This window comes from Aeromicrobium halocynthiae (assembly GCF_039531385.1).
GTDB lineage: Bacteria > Actinomycetota > Actinomycetes > Propionibacteriales > Nocardioidaceae > Aeromicrobium > Aeromicrobium halocynthiae.
On sequence record NZ_BAAAPY010000003.1, the window covers coordinates 231,633 to 251,263 of the forward strand.

20 protein-coding genes are annotated in these 19,631 nt (G+C 72.9%); 5 read left to right on the forward strand and 15 right to left on the reverse strand.

The genetic code is table 11. The features are described from left to right. Positions 1–163 precede the first annotated feature (163 nt). Positions 164–1,390: a lytic transglycosylase domain-containing protein gene (locus ABD213_RS06720; RefSeq protein ID WP_344326189.1), complete on the forward strand. Its 1,227-nt coding sequence runs from the start codon at positions 164–166 to the stop codon at positions 1,388–1,390. 12 nt (positions 1,391–1,402) lie between these two features. On the opposite strand, the gene hemB is transcribed toward ABD213_RS06720, so the two are convergent. The 7 genes from hemB to ABD213_RS06755 all read right to left on the reverse strand — a co-directional run bounded on the left by hemB (position 1,403) and on the right by ABD213_RS06755 (position 8,985). Further along, positions 1,403–2,377: a porphobilinogen synthase gene (hemB, locus tag ABD213_RS06725; RefSeq protein ID WP_344326191.1), complete on the reverse strand. Its 975-nt coding sequence runs from the start codon at positions 2,375–2,377 to the stop codon at positions 1,403–1,405. A gap of 16 nt (positions 2,378–2,393) precedes the next feature. Further along, the gene (locus tag ABD213_RS06730; protein WP_344326193.1) at positions 2,394–4,058 is read right to left on the reverse strand and encodes a bifunctional uroporphyrinogen-III C-methyltransferase/uroporphyrinogen-III synthase; all 1,665 of its coding nucleotides are present in this window, start codon (positions 4,056–4,058) and stop codon (positions 2,394–2,396) included. After that, positions 4,055–5,002, reverse strand: coding sequence for a hydroxymethylbilane synthase (gene hemC, locus ABD213_RS06735; RefSeq protein ID WP_344326195.1), 948 nt, complete (start codon positions 5,000–5,002; stop codon positions 4,055–4,057). The genes ABD213_RS06730 and hemC overlap by 4 nt, the downstream gene beginning before the upstream one ends. Then, positions 4,999–6,303: a glutamyl-tRNA reductase gene (locus ABD213_RS06740; RefSeq protein ID WP_344326197.1), complete on the reverse strand. Its 1,305-nt coding sequence runs from the start codon at positions 6,301–6,303 to the stop codon at positions 4,999–5,001. Before ABD213_RS06740 ends, hemC begins: the two co-directional genes overlap by 4 nt. Next, the gene (locus ABD213_RS06745) at positions 6,300–6,995 is read right to left on the reverse strand and encodes a redox-sensing transcriptional repressor Rex (protein ID WP_344326199.1); all 696 of its coding nucleotides are present in this window, start codon (positions 6,993–6,995) and stop codon (positions 6,300–6,302) included. Before ABD213_RS06745 ends, ABD213_RS06740 begins: the two co-directional genes overlap by 4 nt. A 149-nt stretch (positions 6,996–7,144) precedes the next feature. Next, the gene (locus tag ABD213_RS06750) at positions 7,145–7,420 is read right to left on the reverse strand and encodes a glutaredoxin family protein (protein WP_344326201.1); all 276 of its coding nucleotides are present in this window, start codon (positions 7,418–7,420) and stop codon (positions 7,145–7,147) included. Continuing rightward, complete coding sequence (locus ABD213_RS06755; protein WP_344326203.1) at positions 7,417–8,985, reverse strand: class I adenylate-forming enzyme family protein; 1,569 nt, start codon at positions 8,983–8,985, stop codon at positions 7,417–7,419. Before ABD213_RS06755 ends, ABD213_RS06750 begins: the two co-directional genes overlap by 4 nt. Before the next feature lie 53 nt (positions 8,986–9,038). Here ABD213_RS06755 and ABD213_RS06760 point away from each other — a divergent pair, with 53 nt between their 5' ends. The 3 genes from ABD213_RS06760 to ABD213_RS06770 all read left to right on the forward strand — a co-directional run bounded on the left by ABD213_RS06760 (position 9,039) and on the right by ABD213_RS06770 (position 11,875). Beyond that, the gene (locus ABD213_RS06760) at positions 9,039–9,920 is read left to right on the forward strand and encodes an HAD family hydrolase (protein WP_344326205.1); all 882 of its coding nucleotides are present in this window, start codon (positions 9,039–9,041) and stop codon (positions 9,918–9,920) included. Positions 9,921–9,990: 70 nt separating this feature from the next. Continuing rightward, entirely contained in the window at positions 9,991–10,683 is a 693-nt protein-coding gene (locus tag ABD213_RS06765; protein WP_344326207.1) for a sigma-70 family RNA polymerase sigma factor, read from the forward strand. A gap of 115 nt (positions 10,684–10,798) precedes the next feature. Then, positions 10,799–11,875: a DUF5667 domain-containing protein gene (locus ABD213_RS06770; protein ID WP_344326209.1), complete on the forward strand. Its 1,077-nt coding sequence runs from the start codon at positions 10,799–10,801 to the stop codon at positions 11,873–11,875. A 75-nt stretch (positions 11,876–11,950) separates the two neighbouring features. On the opposite strand, the gene ABD213_RS06775 is transcribed toward ABD213_RS06770, so the two are convergent. From ABD213_RS06775 to proC, 6 genes are all read right to left on the reverse strand, one after another. Then, positions 11,951–12,940: a lysophospholipid acyltransferase family protein gene (locus ABD213_RS06775; protein WP_344326211.1), complete on the reverse strand. Its 990-nt coding sequence runs from the start codon at positions 12,938–12,940 to the stop codon at positions 11,951–11,953. A gap of 383 nt (positions 12,941–13,323) precedes the next feature. Continuing rightward, positions 13,324–14,304, reverse strand: coding sequence for an NAD-dependent epimerase/dehydratase family protein (locus tag ABD213_RS06780; protein ID WP_344326213.1), 981 nt, complete (start codon positions 14,302–14,304; stop codon positions 13,324–13,326). A 5-nt stretch (positions 14,305–14,309) separates the two neighbouring features. Beyond that, a complete protein-coding gene (locus ABD213_RS06785; protein WP_012359487.1) occupies positions 14,310–14,411 on the reverse strand; it encodes a 30S ribosomal protein bS22 in 102 nt (33 codons plus the stop codon). 66 nt (positions 14,412–14,477) lie between these two features. Then, positions 14,478–14,663 (reverse strand): helix-turn-helix domain-containing protein, encoded by a 186-nt coding sequence (locus tag ABD213_RS06790; RefSeq protein ID WP_344326216.1) that lies wholly within the window; start codon positions 14,661–14,663, stop codon positions 14,478–14,480. Positions 14,664–14,813: 150 nt separating this feature from the next. Continuing rightward, positions 14,814–15,989 carry an acetoin utilization protein AcuC gene (locus ABD213_RS06795; protein WP_344326218.1) on the reverse strand — a complete coding sequence of 392 codons (1,176 nt, stop codon included), beginning with the start codon at positions 15,987–15,989 and terminating at the stop codon, positions 14,814–14,816. A gap of 48 nt (positions 15,990–16,037) precedes the next feature. After that, the gene (proC, locus tag ABD213_RS06800; RefSeq protein ID WP_344326220.1) at positions 16,038–16,832 is read right to left on the reverse strand and encodes a pyrroline-5-carboxylate reductase; all 795 of its coding nucleotides are present in this window, start codon (positions 16,830–16,832) and stop codon (positions 16,038–16,040) included. Positions 16,833–16,890: 58 nt separating this feature from the next. Between proC and ABD213_RS06805 the strand changes: the two genes are divergently transcribed. Then, positions 16,891–17,850, forward strand: coding sequence for a bile acid:sodium symporter family protein (locus tag ABD213_RS06805; RefSeq protein ID WP_344326222.1), 960 nt, complete (start codon positions 16,891–16,893; stop codon positions 17,848–17,850). Between the two features lie 25 nt (positions 17,851–17,875). Here the strand turns inward: ABD213_RS06805 and ABD213_RS06810 are convergent, their stop codons facing one another. Both ABD213_RS06810 and ABD213_RS06815 read right to left on the reverse strand, forming a co-directional pair. Next, positions 17,876–18,679, reverse strand: coding sequence for a sugar phosphate isomerase/epimerase family protein (locus tag ABD213_RS06810; RefSeq protein WP_344326224.1), 804 nt, complete (start codon positions 18,677–18,679; stop codon positions 17,876–17,878). Continuing rightward, positions 18,676–19,602, reverse strand: coding sequence for a Ppx/GppA phosphatase family protein (locus ABD213_RS06815; protein ID WP_344326226.1), 927 nt, complete (start codon positions 19,600–19,602; stop codon positions 18,676–18,678). The genes ABD213_RS06810 and ABD213_RS06815 overlap by 4 nt, the downstream gene beginning before the upstream one ends. Positions 19,603–19,631 lie beyond the last annotated feature (29 nt).

Genomic DNA, 19,631 nt, shown 5'->3' on the forward strand with positions numbered 1-19,631 from the left:
TCCAGTGTCCCAGCCGGGCGGTGGCGGCGGGCGGGGGCCGTAACCCTCCGGGGGCCCGGCTCGTTGGATCGGAGACGTGGGTCACTTTGCTGTGAGGGGAACCCGCGGGTAACATGCGTTTACCGTGGCGTGCATCACGTGCCACGAGGGAGGAAGGGACTCGATGGCTACGCGCAGCCTCAGCCGTTGGCACAAGGCCAGCGCGATCGTGCCGATGGCTCTGCTGGTCGTCGCGTGGAGCGTCGCGCTCACCAACTCGGGCCTGGCCACCGCTGACGACCGTGCCGCCTCCGGGGAGATCCCCGACGTCCCGAGCACCCCGTTCGAGCAGCCGGCCAGCGTGCAGGAGAGCCCTGCCGGCATCGACCCGCGCGCTGGCGCCGACGGTACCGTCTCGACCCTCTCCACGAACGGCATCCCCGCCTCGGCACTGGGCGCCTACCGCCGCGCCGAGTCGCTCCTGGGCCAGGCCGCCGAGTCCTGCAACCTGCCGTGGCACCTCGTCGCAGCCATCGGTCGCGTGGAGTCCAACCACGGCCGCTTCGGCGGCAACGCCCTCGACGCGGACGGCACCGCGCAGCCCGGCATCTACGGCATCGCGCTGGACGGCACCAACGGCACCGCGCGCATCATGGACACCGACAACGGGGCACTCGACAACGACCGCGTCTACGACCGCGCGGTCGGTCCCATGCAGTTCATCCCCGGCACGTGGGCGGCCGTCGGCACCGACGCCGACGGCGACGGGGAGAAGAACCCGCAGAACATCTACGACGCCGCCACCTCGGCCGGCATCTACCTCTGCTCCGGCGGGGCCGACCTCTCCGAGGCCTCCGACGTCGCCGCGTCGGTCAAGCGGTACAACCGCTCGGACTCCTACGTCGACCTCGTCATGCGCATCTCCCAGGCCTACGCTGACGGCGACTTCTCCCAGGCCCCGAACGGGACCCCGTCCGGCACCGTCATCACGGGCCGATCCTTCGACCAGTCCCTGAGCCCGGCACAGCGTGAGCGTGCTGCGGCCGACCAGCGCCGCGCCGAGCGCGAGGCGCGCGAGGCCCAGCGCGAGCGCGAGGAGGCCCGCGACCGTGGCGGCAACGGCGGCACCGGGTCGACCGGTGGGGGCACCAGCACCGGGGGCGGCACGTCCTCCGGCGGCGGCTCGTCCAGCGGCGGCGGGTCCTCCAGCGGTGGCGGCAGCAGCTCGCCCCCGCGCACCGTCGGCGGAGCGATCTCCGAGGGCGGCTCGGGCACGCCGTTGGCGCCCGTCACGGACACCGTCGGCGGCCTGCTGACCCTCGTCGAGGCGAACGCGACCTGCTTGCTCCGCGTGCCGCTGGGCATCCCGCAGAGCGCCTTCCGCGCCTGCATGGCCGAGTTCGGCTACTGAGCCGGCTGATCGCTAGAGCCGTCGGCCCAGCTCGGCGGCCCAGTACGTGAGCACGATGTCGGCTCCGGCGCGCCGGACCGACAGCACCGACTCCTCGATCGCTCGGTCGCGGTCGATCCAGCCCCGTTCGGCGGCGGCCTCGATCATCGCGTACTCCCCCGAGACCTGGTAGGCAGCGACCGGCACGGAGACCGTGGCCCGGACCGTCGCGACGAGGTCGAGGTAGGACATGGCCGGCTTGACCATGACGACGTCGGCGCCCTCCTCGACGTCGAGGAGGACCTCCCGCACGGACTCGCGCGCGTTGGCCGGGTCCTGCTGGTAGGTGCGTCGGTCGCCCTGCAGGGAGGAGTCGACCGCCTCGCGGAACGGACCGTAGAAGGCCGAGGCGTACTTCACCGCGTACGCCAGGATCGCGACGTCCTGGTGACCGGCCGCATCGAGCGCGGCCCGGATGACGCCGACCTGCCCGTCCATCATCCCGCTCGGACCGACCACGTGCGCCCCGGCGTCGGCCTGGGCCACGCCCATCCGCCCGTAGACCTCCAGGGTCGCGTCGTTGTCGACGCGGCCGCGATCGTCCAGGACGCCGCAGTGGCCGTGATCGGTGAACTCGTCCAGGCAGAGGTCGGACATGACGAGCAGGTCGTCACCGGCCACCTCGCGGGCGTCGGCGACGGCGACGTTGAGGATGCCGTCGGGGTCCAGCCCACCGGAACCGATGGCGTCCTTGCGCTCGGGGACGCCGAAGAGCATCACACCCCCCAGTCCGAGCTCGCGTGCCTCACGCACGGCGTCCCGGGCGGAGGCCCGGGTGTGCTGCACGACGCCGGGCATGCTGCCGATGGGGCGCGGGTCGTCGATGCCCTCGGCCACGAACATCGGCAGCACGAGGTCCTGGGGTCGCAGCGACGTCTCCGCCACGAGACGTCGCATCGCCGCCGACGAGCGGAGCCGCCGAGGACGCTGCGCGGGGAAGCCGGTCACGCTGGCCGACCCGGCCTCAGGCCTTGCGGCGCGAGGAGGGCCGCTTCTGCGACGGCTTCAGCACCGGCTCGCCCGCCTCGAGGAAGCCGAGACGACGCGCTGCACCGAACTCCGCGAGGGCGTCGGCGAGCACCTCGACCGACGGCTCCTCGGCCAGGACGTCGACCCGCAGCCCGTGGTCCTCGGCGGTCTGCGCGGTGGCCGGACCGATGCACGCGATCACCGTGGACGTGTGCGGCTTGCCCGCGATGCCCACGAGGTTGCGCACCGTGGAGCTGGACGTGAACAGGACGGCGTCGAACTTGCCGGACTTGATCGCCTCGCGCACCGGCGCCGGCGGCGGGGCAGCCCGCACCGTGCGGTAGGCGGTCACGTCGTCGACCTCCCAGCCGAGCTCGATGAGCCCGGCGACGAGCGTCTCCGTGGCGATGTCGGCACGCGGCAGGAAGACCCGGTTGATCGGGTCGAGCAGCTCGTCGTACGGCGGCCAGTCCTCGAGCAGTCCGCGAGCGGACTGCTCGCCGCCGGGCACGAGGTCGGCCCGGATGCCCCACGTCGCGATGGCTTCAGCGGTCTTCTCGCCGACGGCTGCGATCTTCAGCCCGGAGAACGCGCGGGCGTCGAGACCGTACTCCTCGAACTTCTCGCGCACGGCCTTGACGGCGTTGACGCTCGTGAAGGCGACCCACTCGTAGCGGCCCTCGACGAGCCCCCGCACGGCCTTGTCCATCTGCTGGGGATTGCGCGGCGGCTCCACCGAGATGGTGGGCACCTCCTCGGAGATGGCTCCGTAAGAGCGCAGACGGGCGGCGAGGCCCGCCGACTGCTCCTTGGTGCGCGGGACGAGGACGCGCCAGCCGTACAGCGGCTTGGTCTCGAACCACGACAGCGTCTCGCGCATCTCGACCACCGGTCCGACGACCGTGATGGCCGGGGAGGCCATGCCGGCCGCTCGAGCGTCCTCGGCGATCGACTCGAGCGTGGAGACGACCGTCGCCTGCTCGGTGGTCGTGCCCACGCGGGTCATGGCCACGGGCGTGCTCGGCGCGCGTCCAGCACCGACGAGCCCCTCGGCGACCTCACCGATGCGCGCCACGGCCGACAGCAGCACCAGGGTGTCGGCACCGGCGTAGTCGGCCCACGCGATCGAGGCCTCCCCGACGCTGACCACGCGGTACTCGCGGTTGCTCTTGGTGGTCAGCGGGACGCCGGCGTACGCCGGGACGGCCGAGACCGACGAGACGCCCGGGATGATCTCGAAGCCGATGCCGGCCTTGGAGCAGGCAGCGGCCTCCTCCGGCGCGGTCGCGTAGGTGAACGGATCGCCCGAGACCAGGCGCACGACGTGCGCGCCGGTCTTGGCGTGCCGCACGACGAGCCGACCGAGGGCGGCGTGGGTGAGCGCGCTGCCGTCCTCGGCGAACCCGTGGACGACCTCCGCGTCAGTGGTGACGAGCGCGGCCTGCTCGGGCTGCTCGACGATCACGACGTCGGCCTGCTCGAGCAGCTCGGCGGCGCGGACGGTCAGCAGACGCGCGTCGCCCGGACCGGCGCCGACGAAGCTGACGTGGCCGAGCGCCTTGCGCGGCTTCGGCGTCGTCGTCGGAGTCGTGGACTTCTCGCGGGTCGCGGTGGGGGTGCTCACAGTGCTGTTCTTCTTCCTTGTCTGCCGAGTGGTCATGGGGTGCTCCCGACCCGTGAGCGGCTCACGATGTCGGCGGCGCCCTCGGCGAGCATCTCGGCAGCGAGACGCTCCCCGATCCCGGCGGCGTCCTCGAGGGACCCCGCCGCGGACAGGCGGATGGTGGGTGCGCCGGACTGGTCTCCGACGACGGCCCGGAGCCAGATCTCGTCGCCGTCGTCGCCCCAGGCGACCTCGGCGAGAGCTCCGACGGGGGCACTGCAGCCGGCCTCGAGGGTGGCGAGGAGGCTGCGCTCGGCCGTCACGGCCGCCCGGGTGGACGGGTCGTCGAGCACGGCGAGCAGTCGAGTGGTCGCGTCGTCGTCGGCGCGGCACTCGATGGCGAGGGCACCCTGGCCGGGTGCGGGCAGGACCTGGATGGGGTCGATCACCTCGGTGGCCTCGTCCTGGCGGCCGAGTCGCAGCAGGCCCGCGCGAGCGAGGACGACGGCGTCCAGGTCCCCGGAGGTCACCTTGGCGAGGCGGGTGTCGACGTTGCCGCGGACGGGCACGACCTCCAGCCCGAGGCCGAGGGCGTTGAGCTGGGACTCCCGACGCGGCGAGCCGGTGCCCACGCGCGAGCCGGTGGGGAGCTCACCGAGGGTGAGTCCGTCGCGGGCCACGAGCACGTCGCGCGGGTCCTCGCGGACGGTGACGGCGGCGAGCGCGAGGCGGGGGTCCTGGGTGGTGGGCAGGTCCTTGAGGGAGTGCACGGCGAGGTCGACGCGGCCGTCGACGACGGCCTCGCGCAGGGCGGCGACGAAGACACCGGCTCCCCCGAGGTCGCGCAGGGCGCTCGTCTGGTCGCGGTCGCCCTCGGTGCTGACGGTGACGAGCTCGACGGGCACGCCGGTCAGGGCGGTGAGCCGCTCCGCGACCTGCGTGGACTGGGTGACGGCGAGGGCGCTGGCACGGGTGCCGAGGCGCAGCGGAGTCTCGCTCATGGCGTGTCCCTCCCCACCTGGGTGACGGCGTCGACCGCGGCGGGGTCGAGCGCGAAGAGGTCGGAGAGGGCGTCGGCGTAGGTGAGACCGCCGGGGGCTTCCAGCAGCTGCTGCACCCGCACCGTGGGGGCGTGGATCAGCTTCTCGGCGACCCGGCGCAGACCGTTGCGGACCTCGGCGACCTGACGCTCGTCGAGACCGTGCAGGCGCGAGATCAGCCGGTCGGTCTCGGCCTCCACGATCTCGGTGGCCATGCCGCGCAGGGCCACGACGGTGGGCTTGACCTGCGAGGCCGACTTCGCGGCGAGGAAGCTGCGCACCTCCTCGTCGACGATGCGACGCACCTGGGCGACGTCGTCGGCGAGCTCGGCGTTCTCGGAGCGACCCGCCAGGACGGCGAGGTCGACCAGGCGGACCCCGTCGAGGTCGGCGACGTCGCCGGCCACGTCGCGCGGCAGGGCGAGGTCGACCGCGACGAGGGCACGACCCGGCGTGCCGAAGCCGGCGCGGCGCAGCCGGTCGGCGTCGAAGACGACGCCCGCCGCACCCGTGCAGCTGACGAGCACGTCGGCAGCGGCCAGCTCGAGGTCGAGGGACTCCCAGCGGACGGCACCGACGCCGAAGGCGGCGACGAGCTCGTGGGCACGCTGGAAGGTGCGGTTGGCCACGACGATGCGACGCGGCTCCACGCCGCGCTCGACGAGCGTGCGGACCGTGAGGCTCGCCATCGTCCCGGCGCCGGCGACGAGGAACCGTGCGGACGGGTCGTCCACGACGTCACCGGCCGCATCGAGGCCCGCCGTGACCGTGGACGGCGCGAGCCGGTCGATCCCGGTCTCGGCGTGGCCGCGCTTGCCGATCCGCAGTGCCTGCTGGAAGACGGCGTTCAGGGCCGAGCCGACCGTGCCCTCGGCCTGACCGCTGTGCAGTGCACCGCGCACCTGCCCGAGGATCTGGCTCTCCCCGAGGATCATCGAGTCGAGGCCGGCGGCGACCGCGAAGAGGTGTGCGACGGCGGAGTCGTCGTAGTGGACGTAGGCGGTGCGGGCCAGCTGCTCGCGGTCGAGTCCCGCGTGCTCGCCGAGGAGGCGGGTGACGTCCTCGACGGCTCCGTGGAAGCGCTCGGCGTCGACGTAGACCTCCACGCGGTTGCACGTGGAGATGACGGCGGCCTCGGTGACCGCGTCGGTCTCGAGGGCACGGTGCGACAGCTTGACCGCCGCCTCCGTGTCGAGCGACGCGCGCTCGAGCACGTCGATGGGGGCGCTGCGGTGGGACATGCCCACGACCAGGATGCTCATCCGGCGACCTCCTCGTCGGCGGCCTCGTGACCCGAGGCCCGACGTTGTTCGTGGTACGCCAGGACCTGCAGCTCGATCGAGAGGTCGACCTTGCGGACGGTGACCGTCTCGGGCACCTGCAGGACCGCCGGCGCGAAGTTCAGGATGCTCGTGACACCGGCCGCGACGAGGGCGTCGGCGACGCCCTGTGCCGCCTCGCCCGGGGTGGCGACGACCGCGATGGCGATGCCGAACTCCTCGACCACGGCCTCGAGGTCGGCGAAGGGACGGACCTCGACGCCGGCGAGGTCGGTGCCGATCCGGGCGGGGTCGGTGTCGAGCACGGCGGCGACGTTGATGCCGCGCGAGTCGAACCCGTGGTAGGCCGACAGCGCCGAGCCGAGGTGGCCCGCCCCGACGATGACGACGTCCCACGTCTGGGTCTGTCCGAGCTCACGACCGATGTGGTGACGCAGGACCGCGACGTCGTAGCCGACGCCCCGCGTCCCGTACGAGCCGAGGTAGGACAGGTCCTTGCGCAGCTTCGCCGGGTTCACGCCGGCCGCCTCGGCGAGCTCTCCGGAGGAGCACGTCGACCGACCGTCGGCAGCCAGCTCGGCGAGGGCGCCGAGGTAGACCGGGAGCCGGGCGACCGTGGCATCGGGGATGCCTCGGTCGGCCCGTGCAGGCCGGCTGGTGCGCAGAAGGGTCACGGTGCTCCATCGCGCCACGGCGGGATTCCGTCCGGACGGACGTTCGCGGCGCTCCGCACGAGTTTACGAGCTTGTGAACGGGTTAACAAAATCGGCGACCGGGTCGGGTGCCGCACGTCACAGAGGCCGTGGTAGTGGTTCCGCTCCGCTCAGCGCTCGAGCGCGGTGCGCAATCGATCCGGGTCGACCCGCCAGAAGTCGTGCTGGCGTCCGTCGACGAAGGTCACGGGCACCTGGTGGGTGAAGGCACGGCGCAGGTCGGGGTCGGCGTCGACGTCCACGCTCACCCAGTCGGCGCCGACGCTCGCGCAGACCTCCTGCACCACGACCTCCGCCGCCTCGCACAGGTGACACCCCGTGCGGGTGTAGAGCACCACCCGGGCGTCGTTCGCGTGCGGGACCTTCGGGCGACGGCGGCCGATCACGACGCCGGCTCGGCACCGAGGCCGAGGATCTCGCTGCGGGCCATGGCACGCAGGCGTCCCTTGGCGACCGTGCCGGAGGACCGGGGGAGGTCGTGGACGACGACGACCTCCGACGGCTGCTTGAACCGGGCGAGCGACTCCGACGCGACCGCGCGGACCCGCTCGACGACGTCGTCGTCGGCGAGGCCGTCCTCGGCGACCACGAAGGCCACCACGGCTTGGCCGGTCGTGGCCGACGGCGTCCCTACGACGGCGACCTCCTGGACGCCCCCGACCCCGGAGAGCACCTCCTCGACCTCCGACGGGTACACGCTGAAGCCGGAGACGACGACGAGCTCGCTCAGCCGGTCGCGCACGACCAGCTCGCCGTCGTCGTCGAGGTAGCCGATGTCGCCGGTGAGGTACCAGCCGTCGGCGTCCGGGCCGTCGGCCCCGTCGGGCCAGTAGCCGGAGAAGAGGTTGGCGCCGCGGATCCGGATCTCCCCGGGGTCGCCGGGCTCGGCCGGCCGCGTCCGCTCCTCGACGATCTCGAGCTCGATCCCGGGGAGCGGACGACCGACCCGTCCTGGACGCGGTCCCGTGCCGGCCGGACGGTCGTCGGCCCCGACGAGGGTGGAGGCGATGACCGGACCGGCCTCGGTGTGGCCGTAGCCCTGCTCGATGACGTGACCTGCGGACGCCGTGAAGGCGTCGGCGAGGTCCGGCTCGAGGACGCCGGCGCCACTGACGACGCTACGGACGCCGGCGAGCGCCTCGCGCACGTCGGAGCGCCCCGCCCACGCGGCCACGACCGGCGGTGCGATCGGCAGGATCGTCACGCCCTCCTCGGCGATCGTGCGCAGCAGGACGTCGGAGCGGAAGCCGTCGACGAGGACGAGTCGCGCGCCGGCGTGGAGGGCTTGGCCGAGGATGACGTTGAGCCCGTAGACGTGGTGCAGCGGCAGCAGCCCCAGGAGCACGTCGTCGGACGTGGGGCCTTGGAGCGCGGTCAGCTGCTCGATGTTCGCCAGCAGCGCACGGTGCGTGAGGATCGCGCCGCGCGACGGCCCGCCGCGCCCGGAGGTGAAGAGGATGGCCGCGCGCGCCTCGGCGTCCGGCGGGGCCATGGGCGTGGAGGGAGGTGCGGCAGCGACCAGGTCGTCGACGGACGTCTCACCCGCGGCCGGGTCCGCACCCGCGACGACGAGGTCGACCGCGGCCAGGGCGGCCGCGCGCACGAGCGGCGCTCCGCGGTCGTCGGCGATCGCGAGGCGCGCCCCGCTCTCGGTGACCATGCGCGCGACCTCCGCGACGTCGGCCCGGGGGTTGACGGGGACCGCGACCATGCCGCCGCGCACCGTCGCGAGGTAGGCCACGACCATGTCGATCCGGTTGCCCGCCACGAGGGCGACCCGGTGCCCGGCCCGCAGCCCCCGAGCGGTCAAGCCGCGAGCGAGGTCGTCGACGGCCGCGTCCAGGTCGGCCCAGGTGAGCTCGCGCCGGACCGGCTCGGTCTCCACCAGCGCGACCGCACCGGGGGTGCTCGCTGCGGCCGTGCGCAGGAGGTCGGCGACGTTGCTGATCACCCGTCGAGTCAACCACAGGGCCCCTGGTCCGGGCAGCCGATAGTGTGGAACGCATGACGAGCCAGCGTGTCGTCCCGAGCGCGCCGAACCTTCGGTCGCGATCGGTGCTGGCCGGTCAGGCGGCCGCCGCGACCGCCGAGGTCGAGCACGCGTTGGCTCCCGAGCCCGACCCCACGGCAGCCGCCTTCTTCGACGTCGACAACACCCTCATGCAGGGCGCGTCGATCTTCCACCTGGCCCGCGGGCTCCACCGCCGAGACTTCTTCACCACCGGTGACATCGTCCGCGCGGCCTGGCAGCAGCTCTACTTCAGGATCGCCGGGGTCGAGGACCCCGAGCACATCGCGAGGGCGCGGTCGTCGGCGCTCGCGTTCATCGCCGGCCACCGGGTCAGTGAGCTCGAGGAGATCGGCGAGGAGATCTTCGACGAGCAGATGGCCTCGCGCATCTGGCCGGGCACGCGAGCCATCGCCCAGCAGCACCTCGACCGGGGCGAGCGGGTGTGGCTGGTCACCGCGGCGCCGGTGGAGGTGGCCCGGGTGATCGCCCGCCGCCTGGGTCTGACCGGCGCCCTCGGCACCGTGGCCGAGGCCGTCGACGGCGTCTACACCGGTGAGCTGGTCGGGGAGATGCTCCACGGGGAGGGCAAGGCCGTGGCGGTGCGGGCCATCGCCGAGCAGGAGGGTCTGGACCTCGAGCGCTGCTCGGCGTACTCCGACTCCAGCAACGACCTGCCCATGCTGTCGCTGGTGGGTCATCCGTGCGCGGTCAACCCCGACGCGGCCCTGCGCTCCCACGCCCGCAAGCAGGGGTGGCAGATCCGCGACTACCGCATGGGCCGCAAGGTGGCCGTGGCGGGCTCGCGGACCGCGCTCGCCGCCGGCGTCGGCCTCGGTGCGTGGCGCGTCGCGAGACACGTGCGCCGGCAGCGCTGAACCATTCTCTCGAACTACTGACACGCCGGGCCACCGCTCGGTAGCATCGAGCCTGATCTTGGGAGGGATCATGGCCGATCTGGGAGGACTGCGCCTCGTGCTGTGGCATGCGCTGCAGCACGACGGCCTCCTCGTCGCGTCGGTCATGGCACCGCGCGAGGACCAGCCACTGCCGGGATCGAGCACCCACCGGCCCGACGTCGGGGACGACCCGGACCAGCTGCGGCTGCAGGCGCTCGTCGACCTCGCCCGCGCCGGCGACGCCGAGGCGTTCGGACAGCTCTACGACCACTACGTCACTGGGATCTACCGCTTCATCTACTACCGGGTCGGCTCGGCGCACCTCGCCGAGGACCTCACCAGCGAGACCTTCGTCCGCGGTCTCCGCGCCATCCAGCGGTTCACCTGGCAGGGCAAGGACTTCGGCGCCTGGCTCACGACCATCGCGCGCAACCTCGTCGTCGACCACTTCAAGTCGAGCCGCGCCAGGCTCGAGCTCGTCGCCGACGACGTCCCCGAACCGGGCGTGCGCGAGCCGAGCCCCGAGGACGGGGTGCTCGCGCTGCTCACCAACGAGATCCTGCACGACCTGGTCAACGCGCTGCCGCCGGAGCAGCGCGACTGCATCCTGATGCGCTTCATCCAGGGCCTCAGCATCGCCCAGACCGCTGCCGCCCTCGGCCGCAGCGAGGGTGCCGTCAAGCAGCTGCAGCTGCGTGCCGTGCGCAACCTCGCGAAGTCGGTCCCGGAGGACCTGCGATGAGTCCCGTCACGAAGGGTCCGGCCTTCATGAACCACGTCACGTGGGGTCCTTCGTCCCGTAACCTGCCCGACGTCTGCCTCGTTGTTCCCTCGGACGATGCTGAGAGGAGCCCGTCATGACTCGCCGTCGCGACGCCGACGCCCATGCCTTCCACGAGGCGTGGGAGAACGGCATGCCCGCTGACGGCGAGGTGGCCGACCTCCTGAGGACCGCCGAGGTGCTGTGCCGCACTGCCTCGGTTGCTCCGTCGGCCGACTTCCGGGCGTCGCTGCGCGAGGAGCTGATGGCCGAGGCGGCCTCCGTCCTCGTCGCCGACCCCGCCTCCCTGCGCGCGGCGCCGCCCGCACCGCAGCGTCGGACCGGGCGCGGCCGTCGGCGCGCCGCGAGCGTCACCGCAGCCCTCGTGACCTCCCTCGGTGCCGTCTCCATGGTGGCCTCCAGCGCCTCGGCGATCCCCGGTGACGTGCTCCACCCCGTCAAGCTCGGCGTCGAGCAGGTCCAGCTCTCGTTCAAGGACCAGGGCGCGGAACGGGGGTCCTTCCAGCTCGAGCGGGCCTCCGAGCGGCTCCGCGAGGCCGAGGCCCTCGCCGCGGCCGGACGCCCCTCCGAGGTCGCGACGTCCCTGCAGCGCTTCAACCAGCTCGCCGGCGAGGGCAGCACCGCACTGTTCGCCGACTTCACCGGCGAGGGTCGCACGGAGTCGGTGGAGGAGGTCAACACCTTCGTCGCCGACGCCACCGACGTCCTCACCGGCCTCGCGCCCGACGGCCGCGACGCCGCCTACGCTGCGCAGTGGGACGAGGCCGCGCGGTCCCTGAGCTCACTGGCCCTGGAGTCGTCGCGCCTGTGCGCCCGGTGTGCGACCCCCGACGTCGACGCGCTGGTGCGCTCGGTCACGGCAGCGGTGCAGGACCGCACGCTCCCGACGCCCCAGACGCAGAAGGCCTCCGCGCCCGAGTCCGAGCCCGTCGCCTCCCGCAGCAACGGCGGTGCCGCGGCCGGCTCGGCGCCGGCACCGAGCGCGAGCACGCCGAGCACCGGGTCGACGCCGCGACCGGCGCCGGGTCCGAGCTCGCCCCCACGGCTGACGGACGTCACCGACCCGCTGCTCGGTCCGATCCTCGGCACCAGCGAGACCGAGGGTCTGATCCCCGGTCTCCTGGGCGGCCTGCTCGGATCGCCCCAACGCTGACCACACGGTACTGACTGCTCGGGGCCGACTGCTCGGCGCCGACTCCCGCTCGCCGGTCGAGGAGGAGCGCCCGACTCAGAAGAACGGGCTGCCGCGGTCCACGAGGAGCGCGTAGAGCGTCTGCTGGATCGTCTCGCGCACCTGGTCGGTGACGTTGAACAGCAGCATGGGGTCGTCGGCCTGGTCCGGTTCGTAGGCGTCGGTGCGGATCGGCTCGCCGAACTCGATGATCCACTTGCTCGGCAGCGGCACCAGGCCCAACGGACCGAGCAGCGGGAAGAACGGCGTGACCGGCAGGTACGGCAGACCCAGCAGGCGGGCCAGGGACGGCACGTTGCCGATGAGCGGATAGATCTCCTCGGCGCCCACGATCGAGACGGGGACGATCGGGACCTGCGCGCGCATCGCCGAGGACACGAAGCCGCCCCGACCGAAGCGCTGCAGCTTGTACCGCTCGGCGAACGGCTTGCCGATGCCCTTGAACCCCTCCGGCCACACCCCGGCCACCTCGCCGGAGGCCAGGAGCCGCTCCGCGTCCTCGGTGCAGGCGAGCGTGGCACCCACCTTGCGGGCCATCTGCCCGATGAAGGGCAGGGCGAACACGAGGTCGGCACCGAGGGGACGCAGGTCGCGCCCCCCGTACTTCTTGACCGCGTAGCCAGTGATGATGCCGTCGATCGGGACGGTCCCGGAGTGGTTGGCCACCAGCAGCGCGCCGCCCTCGGCGGGGATGTTCTCGGCCCCGCGCACCTCCAGGCGGAACCACGTCTCGGCCAGGGGCTCGACCGCGGAGGTCAGGATCTCGGTGATCTGGGGGTCGAAGCCGAACTCGTCGACGGCGTAGTCGCCGGCCAGCCGGTGGCGCAGGGCGGAGATCATCGTGGCGAGCCGGGCCTCCCAGTCCTCGCCCAGCACCCGCTGCGACGCACCGACGACCGCCTGGACGATCTCCTCCAGGGGGATGCCGGGCATCGAGGCCGGGCCGGCCGTCCGGGTCTCGCGCGCCGCCTCCTCCGCGGCGGCCGCGGCGGCCGCGGCCGCGTCGTCGTCGGTGACGGCCCGCAACCGAGGGCCGCTCGAGCGTGCCGACCGGCCACGTCCGCCCGCGGGACGGTCCGTGGCGGCACCGGCCGACGTGGCGCGCCCCGGTCCCGTGGACGGACCCGCCGACGGCTGCTCCTTCGCGGCCTGTGTCTTCCCAGCCTGTGTCTTCCCCGCCCCGCCCGTCGGCTGAGCCTTCCCCGACTGGGTCTTCGCCGGCTGGGTCTTCTCGGGTCGCGCCCCCGCGGAAGGGGCCTGACCCTGTGCAGCAGCGCGTGGCGCAGGCCTGGTCCGCGACCGGCCGGCCGGTCCGCCGGCGAGCGAGCGCGACGCCGCCGACGGCGAGGACCGCCCTCGGGTGCCTCGACCCGCGGGTCCGTTGGTGCCGATGCTGCGACGCTCGTCGTTCACGCGTTCCTCCCGATGCCCGCCAGGATCCCGGGCCGCACCGCGGCCCGGAACTCCTCGAAGATCTCCTCGGTGGTGTACCGCGGTTCGTAGCCGAAGATCTCCCGCAACGCCGTGGTGTCCACCACCCGCCCGTACGTGAGCACCCGGTGCAGGTCCGGCGAGAGCGTCCCGCCCATCAGACGGGTCAGCCGGGCGGCGCCGCTGGCGAAGCCGAGCGAGGGGAACGGCACGGTGGGTCGACCGAGGCGACGCGCCGCCTGCGAGAGCAGCAGGACGCCGTCGCCGGCGAGGTTGAAGGTTCCCGGTCGGTCCTGGACGACCGCCTCGGTGGCGACGGCCAGAGCATCGTCGAGGTGGCAGAACTGCAGCCTCGGGTCGTAGCCGATCGCCGTGGGGAGCATGGGGTTCAGGAAGTAGTCCCGCAGCGGGGTCTGCACGTCCGGGTGGAGGACCTGTGCCGAACGCACGGTCGTGATCAGCACCTCCGGGCGTCGACGAGCGAATCCTCGGACGTAGCTCTCGACCTCCACGATGTCCTTCGGGAAGCCCGAGCGCACACCGCCGCGCGCCACACTGGACTCGGTGAACATGGCGGGGTCGCGCGGCGACGACCCGTAGACGGCCGTCGACGAGCCCACCACGAGCTTCGTCAGCAGGGTCGAGCGCTGGCAGGCCGCCAGCAGCTGCATCGTGCCGATGACGTTGCGCTCCTTGGTGCCGGCGCCGCGTCCGCCACCGGAGCCGAGGTCGAGGTGGACCACGGTGTCGACGTCCTCGACCGCCATGATCTTGCCGATGACGGGGGTGCGGATGTCGGCCCTGACGAACTTGACGCCACCGAGCTCACCGGACGGCGGGCGCAGGTCGAGGCCGACCACGCGGTCGATGCCGAGCGCGTCGCGTCGTTCGGCGAGGTGGCGCGAGAAGAGCGCGCCGAACGGACCGGCGACACCCGTGACCAGGACGACGCGGCCCATGGGCCTTACTTGCCGAGCTTGCGGCGCTGGACCCGCGTGCGCTTGAGCATCTTGCGGTGCTTCTTCTTCGACATCCGCTTACGACGCTTCTTGATGACAGAACCCACAGGTGACCCTTTGCATGACGGGAGAGGACAGAAGCCCCCAGTCTAGGTGGTGGACGGGCGCCTGACTCAGCCGGCCTCGTAGAAGGACCTCTCGAGGTAGGCGCGCACGGCCTCCTCGGAGACACGGAAGCTGCGGCCGACGCGGATGGCCTCGATCTCGCCGGAGTGCACGAGCCGGTAGACCGTCATCTTGGAGACACGGATCTGCTCGGCCACCTCGGCCACCGTCAGGAACGTCGTTCCGTCCGCCATCTCATACCTGCTTCCTGGGCGGCACGCGCGTTCCCCGGCTTCCCCACCGGGGAGTGAACGCGCGTGCCTGAGGGAACAGTAGTGGTTCATGGGGCACGAGGGATAGGTTTTGCCCAGCACTCGGGACCTTGGGCCCACCGCGAGGACGCGTCACAGCGTGGGGTCGATCCCGTGCCACGGGAAGCACTCGGTCCGGGTGGCCTGGATCTGGCGGTCCAGCCAGCTCGCGGGGTCGAAGCCGAGCTCCCACGCACGGTAGCCGGCGGATCGGCCGTCGCCCATGCGGAAGGGCGGTGAGATGCCACGCAGCCGCTGCACCTCCGCCCGCCAGTCGAGCGGTGTCTCGGTCGCCGGGTCGACGTCCGCGTCGGCGACGACGGCCAGCAGGTGGGCCCAGGTACGAGGGACGACGTCGGTCACCGCGTAGCCGCCACCACCGGTCACGACCCAGCGGCCACCGGCGACCTCCTCCGCGAGGTCGCGCAGCGCCCGGTAGGAGGCCAGCTGCCCGTCGACGCTCAGCATCAGGTTGGTGAGCGGGTCGTCCATGTGGGAGTCGCAGCCGTGCTGGGTGACCAGCACGTCCGGACCGAACTCGCGCAGCACCTGCGGCACGACCGCGTGGAAGGCGCGCAACCACCCGGCGTCGGACGTCCCCGGCGGCAACGCGATGTTGACCGCCGAGCCCTCCGCCCCCTCGCCGCCGACCTCGGTCGCCCACCCGGTCCCGGGGAAGAGCGACTGCGGACCCTCGTGGATGGAGATCGTCAGGACGCGCGGGTCGTCGTAGAACAGCTGCTGCACGCCGTCGCCGTGGTGGGCGTCGATGTCGACGTACGCGACCTTCTGCGCGCCCTGGTCGAGCAGCCAGGCGATCGCCACCGCGACGTCGTTGTAGATGCAGAACCCGCTGGCCCGGTCCGCCATCGCGTGGTGCAGGCCGCCGGCGATGTTGACCGCACGCCGGGTCTGCCCCGTCCAGACCCGTCGGGCCGCCTCGACCGTCGCACCGGCGATGAGCGTGCTCGCCTCGTGCATCCCGGCGAAGACCGGGTTGTCCTCGGTACCGAGACCGATCGAGGGGTCGGCGTGCGTGGGATGCGCGGACAGCTTGCGCACGCGCTCGACGTACCCGGCGGCGTGCACCGCGAGGAGCTGCTCGTCGGTGCACGCGTCGGCACCGACGACGTCGAAGGCGTCCAGCACGCCGAGCTGTCGCGCGAGAGCCATCGTCAGCTCGACGCGGACCGGGGCCATCGGGTGGGTCTGGCCGAAGTTGTAGGCAGTCAGCCGGTCGTCGAAGACGAGGCACGGGCGCTCGGACATGGCGATCAGCCTACGGTCCGACCGGGGCGTCGGCCGCACACGGCCGGGTCACGAGCCGGAGAGCTCGGCCGAGCGCCGAGCGGCGGCGCGGATCCCCGCGACGAGGGCGCCCCGCACCCCGGCGGCATCGAAGGACTCGATCGCCGCGGCGGTGGTGCCGTTCGGCGAGGTGACCTTCCTTCTCAGCTCCGCGGGACCCTCGTCCCCGCTCGTCAGCAGTGCCGCGGCACCCGTGAGGGTCTGGGCCGCGAGCCGTCGGGCGACGTCCTCGTCCAGGCCCTCGGCGGTCCCGGCCTCCACCATCGCCTCGGCGAGGTAGAAGACGTACGCCGGTCCCGAGCCGGAGACGGCGGTGACCGCGTCCTGGTGCGCCTCGTCGACGACGGCCACGTCGCCTGCGGTGGCCAGCAGGGCCACGACGCCGGCCACCTGGTCGTCCCCGGCCGAGGCGCCCGCCGAGACGCCGAACATCCCCTCCCCCACCAGCGCCGGGGTGTTGGGCATCGCCCGGACGACGGCGACTCCCGGCTCGAGCGCGTCCTCGATGACGGTCGTCCGCACGCCGGCCGCGAGCGAGACGACCACCGCGCCCGGCGCGATCTCGGGACGGACCTCGGCGAGCAGGTCGGGAACGTCCTGGGGCTTGACGGCGACGAGCAGGACGTCGGCACCTCGGGAGGCAGCGCGCGGGTCGACGACCTCGACGCCGTGCTCGGCCCGCAGGGCCTCGGCCCGCTCGGTGAACTTCTCGGCGACGACGACGTCACGGTGTCCGGCGGCGACGAGGGCCGAGAGCAGCGTCTCGCCCATGACGCCGCCACCGAGGATGGCGATGCGTGGCATGCCGTGCAGCCTAGCCGCGGCGCGCCGGGGCCCGAGCCGCGTGGTCTACCCTCGCCGGGTGCGCTCTCGCGTCGACCCGTTCGTCGTGCTGCTGCTCTCCGCGGCAGTGTTCGCGAGCTTCTTCCCCGCCACCGGCGCGGTCTTCGAGGCCCTGCAGGTGGTCGTCGTCGTGGCCATCGGGCTGTTGTTCTTCCTCTACGGGACCCGGTTGTCGACCGCCGAGACGGTCGCCGGGCTGCGCAACTGGCGCCTGCAGCTGGTCCTGCTGCTGACGACGTTCGCCGTCTTCCCGGTCCTCGGCCTGGCCATCGGCCTGCTGCCCGAGGAGGTCCTCGATCCCGGGCTCGCCGCGGGTCTCCTGCTCGTGTGCCTCGTGCCGTCGACCGTGCAGGGGTGTGTCGTCTTCACCCGCATCGCTGGGGGCAACACCGCCGCCGCGGTCGTGAGCGCCTCCCTGTCGAACCTCGTGGGAGTCTTCCTCACCCCCGCCCTCGTGGCGCTCCTGATGACCGCCGACGCCGAGGTCGACGCGTCCGCCGTGCTGCGGATCGTCGCCCAGCTGCTCGCCCCCTTCGTCCTCGGCCAGCTCCTGCGCCGGTGGGTGGGCCGCTGGGTGGCGCGGCACGACCCGACGCTGCGCGTCTTCGACCGGTCGACCATCGTCCTCGTCGTCCTCGTGGCCTTCAGCGAGGGCGCGGAGGCGGACGTCTGGTCGTCGGTCGACGTCCTCGACGTCGCCGTCGTGCTCGGGGCGTGCGTCCTGCTGTACGTGGCGATCGTGACCTGGATCCTCGTCGTCGGCCGCGTCTGCCGCTTCGAGCGGGGCGACCGGCTGGCGCTGCTGTTCTGCGGGTCGACGAAGAGCCTCGCGAGCGGTCTGCCCATGGCCACGGTCCTCTTCATGGGCGGCGACGTCGCCCTGCTCGTGCTGCCGCTGATGTTCTACCACCAGCTGCAGATCGTCATCAGCGGCGTGCTCGCCACCCGTCTCGGCCGTGCGGGCGGGTCGTCGTCCTGAGCCGGCGAGCGGGCCCTGGGGGAGGTCAGTCCGGCGCGCCGGACGGGACGGCGAAGCGACGCGTGAAGGCGAGGGCCTCGCGCAGGTCGGCCTCGCGCGCCCCTTGGTCCACCGCCTTGCGGGTGTTGATCTCGACGACGATGTCGCGCGCGTAGCCGGCGTCGACGATGGTGCGCAGGAACTCCGCGCACGGCTGCGAACCACGCCCCGGGACGAGGTGCTCGTCCTTCGGCGAACCGAGACCGTCGGCGATGTGCACGTGCGCGAGCCGGTCGCCCAGCTCGCGGGCCATCGCCACCGGGTCGTCCTTCGCCGTGGCGCTGTGGGAGAGGTCGAGGGTGACGTGCGCGTAGTCCTCGTCGACGGGGTTCCAGTCCGGCAGGTAGGCGTGGAACTCCCGCTTGCCCGTGCGCCAGGGATACATGTTCTCCACCGCGTAGACGAGCCCGTACTCGCGCTCGAGGGCGGCGATGCCCTCGACGAAGCCCTTCGCGTACTCGCGCTGCCAGCGGAACGGCGGGTGCACGACGACGGTGCCGGCGCCCAGCTCGGCGGCCATCTCGGCGCTGCGGTGCAGCTTGCCCCACGGGTCGCTGCCCCACACCCGCTGCGTGAGCAGGAGCGTCGGGGCGTGGACCGAGACCACCGGGATCTCGTGGAACTCCGAGAGGGAGCGGCAGGCGGCGGAGTCGGTGCTGATGTCGTCGATGCCGACCATCACCTCCACGCCCTCGTAGCCGAGACGGGCGGCCGCCTCGAACCCGGTGGCGGTGGTGCCCGGGTAGGTCGAGGACGTCGACAGACCGATTCGCGGGGTCGCGACGGTCATCGATCGATCGACAGCGCGTCGAGCTGCTGCAGGAGCACGCCCTCGCGCAGCGCCCACGGGCAGATCTCGAGCTCGTCCACGTCGAAGAGGTCCATGGCCGCCTCCGCCACGATGCCCCCGGCCACCATCTGGTGCGCGCGGTCGGACGAGACGCCGGGCATGCGCGCGATCTCGTCGTCGCTGAGGACCCGCAGCTCGGCGATCAGGGGCGTGAGGTCCTTGCGGCGCAGCGACCGTCGCACGTACTGCCCCTCGCTCGAGGGCGCCGCCCCGCACATCCGCGCGAGGGAGCGGAACGTCTTGCTGGTGGCCACGGCGTGGTCGAACGCTCCACCGCGCAGCAGGCTGCCCGCGTCCGCTGCCAAGGTCGAGCGGACGTGGCGACGCAGCTCGTCCAGGCGTGAGCGGTCCGGGACGAGCCACTCGCGGGTCAGGCGCCCGGCTCCCAGCGGCACGGACTGGGCGACGTCGGGGTGCTCGTCGGCGCCGACGGCGATCTCCAGCGAGCCGCCACCGATGTCGAAGACGCCGAGGCGTCCGGACGACCACCCGAACCACCGGCGCACCGCGAGGAACGTCAGCGTGGCCTCGTCGGCGCCGGGCAGCACCGCGACCTCCAGGCCCGATGCCTCGCGGACCGCCTCGAGGACCGCGTCGGCGTTCACGGCGTCGCGGACGGCCGAGGTGGCGAAGGCGACGACCGTCGAGCACCCGCGGTCCTCCGCCTCGGCCTTGGCCTGGAGGACGTACTTCACCAGCCGGTCGATGCCGTGGGGGGTGACGGCCTGGTCGGCGTCGAGGTGCTCGGCCAGCCGCAGCGGCTCCTTGAACGACGCCGCCGGGAGCGGTGGTCCGCCACGGTAGGCGTCGACGATGAGCAGGTGCCCGGTGTTCGAGCCGATGTCGAGGACGCCCATGCGCATGCCGCCATCCTCCCACGCAGCCGTCTGGA

Excerpts from the sequence above, each read along its gene's own strand:
- ABD213_RS06720 (WP_344326189.1), top strand. The coding sequence starts at position 164 with ATGGCTACGCGCAGCCTCAGCCGTTGGCACAAGGCCAGCGCGATCGTG.
- ABD213_RS06730 (WP_344326193.1), bottom strand. The coding sequence starts at position 4,058 with ATGACCACTCGGCAGACAAGGAAGAAGAACAGCACTGTGAGCACCCCC.
- hemC (WP_344326195.1), bottom strand. The coding sequence starts at position 5,002 with ATGAGCGAGACTCCGCTGCGCCTCGGCACCCGTGCCAGCGCCCTCGCC.
- ABD213_RS06740 (WP_344326197.1), bottom strand. The coding sequence starts at position 6,303 with ATGAGCATCCTGGTCGTGGGCATGTCCCACCGCAGCGCCCCCATCGAC.
- ABD213_RS06760 (WP_344326205.1), top strand. The coding sequence starts at position 9,039 with ATGACGAGCCAGCGTGTCGTCCCGAGCGCGCCGAACCTTCGGTCGCGA.
- ABD213_RS06765 (WP_344326207.1), top strand. The coding sequence starts at position 9,991 with ATGGCCGATCTGGGAGGACTGCGCCTCGTGCTGTGGCATGCGCTGCAG.
- ABD213_RS06770 (WP_344326209.1), top strand. The coding sequence starts at position 10,799 with ATGACTCGCCGTCGCGACGCCGACGCCCATGCCTTCCACGAGGCGTGG.
- ABD213_RS06780 (WP_344326213.1), bottom strand. The coding sequence starts at position 14,304 with ATGGGCCGCGTCGTCCTGGTCACGGGTGTCGCCGGTCCGTTCGGCGCG.
- ABD213_RS06790 (WP_344326216.1), bottom strand. The coding sequence starts at position 14,663 with ATGGCGGACGGAACGACGTTCCTGACGGTGGCCGAGGTGGCCGAGCAG.
- ABD213_RS06795 (WP_344326218.1), bottom strand. The coding sequence starts at position 15,989 with ATGTCCGAGCGCCCGTGCCTCGTCTTCGACGACCGGCTGACTGCCTAC.
- proC (WP_344326220.1), bottom strand. The coding sequence starts at position 16,832 with ATGCCACGCATCGCCATCCTCGGTGGCGGCGTCATGGGCGAGACGCTG.
- ABD213_RS06810 (WP_344326224.1), bottom strand. The coding sequence starts at position 18,679 with ATGACCGTCGCGACCCCGCGAATCGGTCTGTCGACGTCCTCGACCTAC.
- ABD213_RS06815 (WP_344326226.1), bottom strand. The coding sequence starts at position 19,602 with ATGCGCATGGGCGTCCTCGACATCGGCTCGAACACCGGGCACCTGCTC.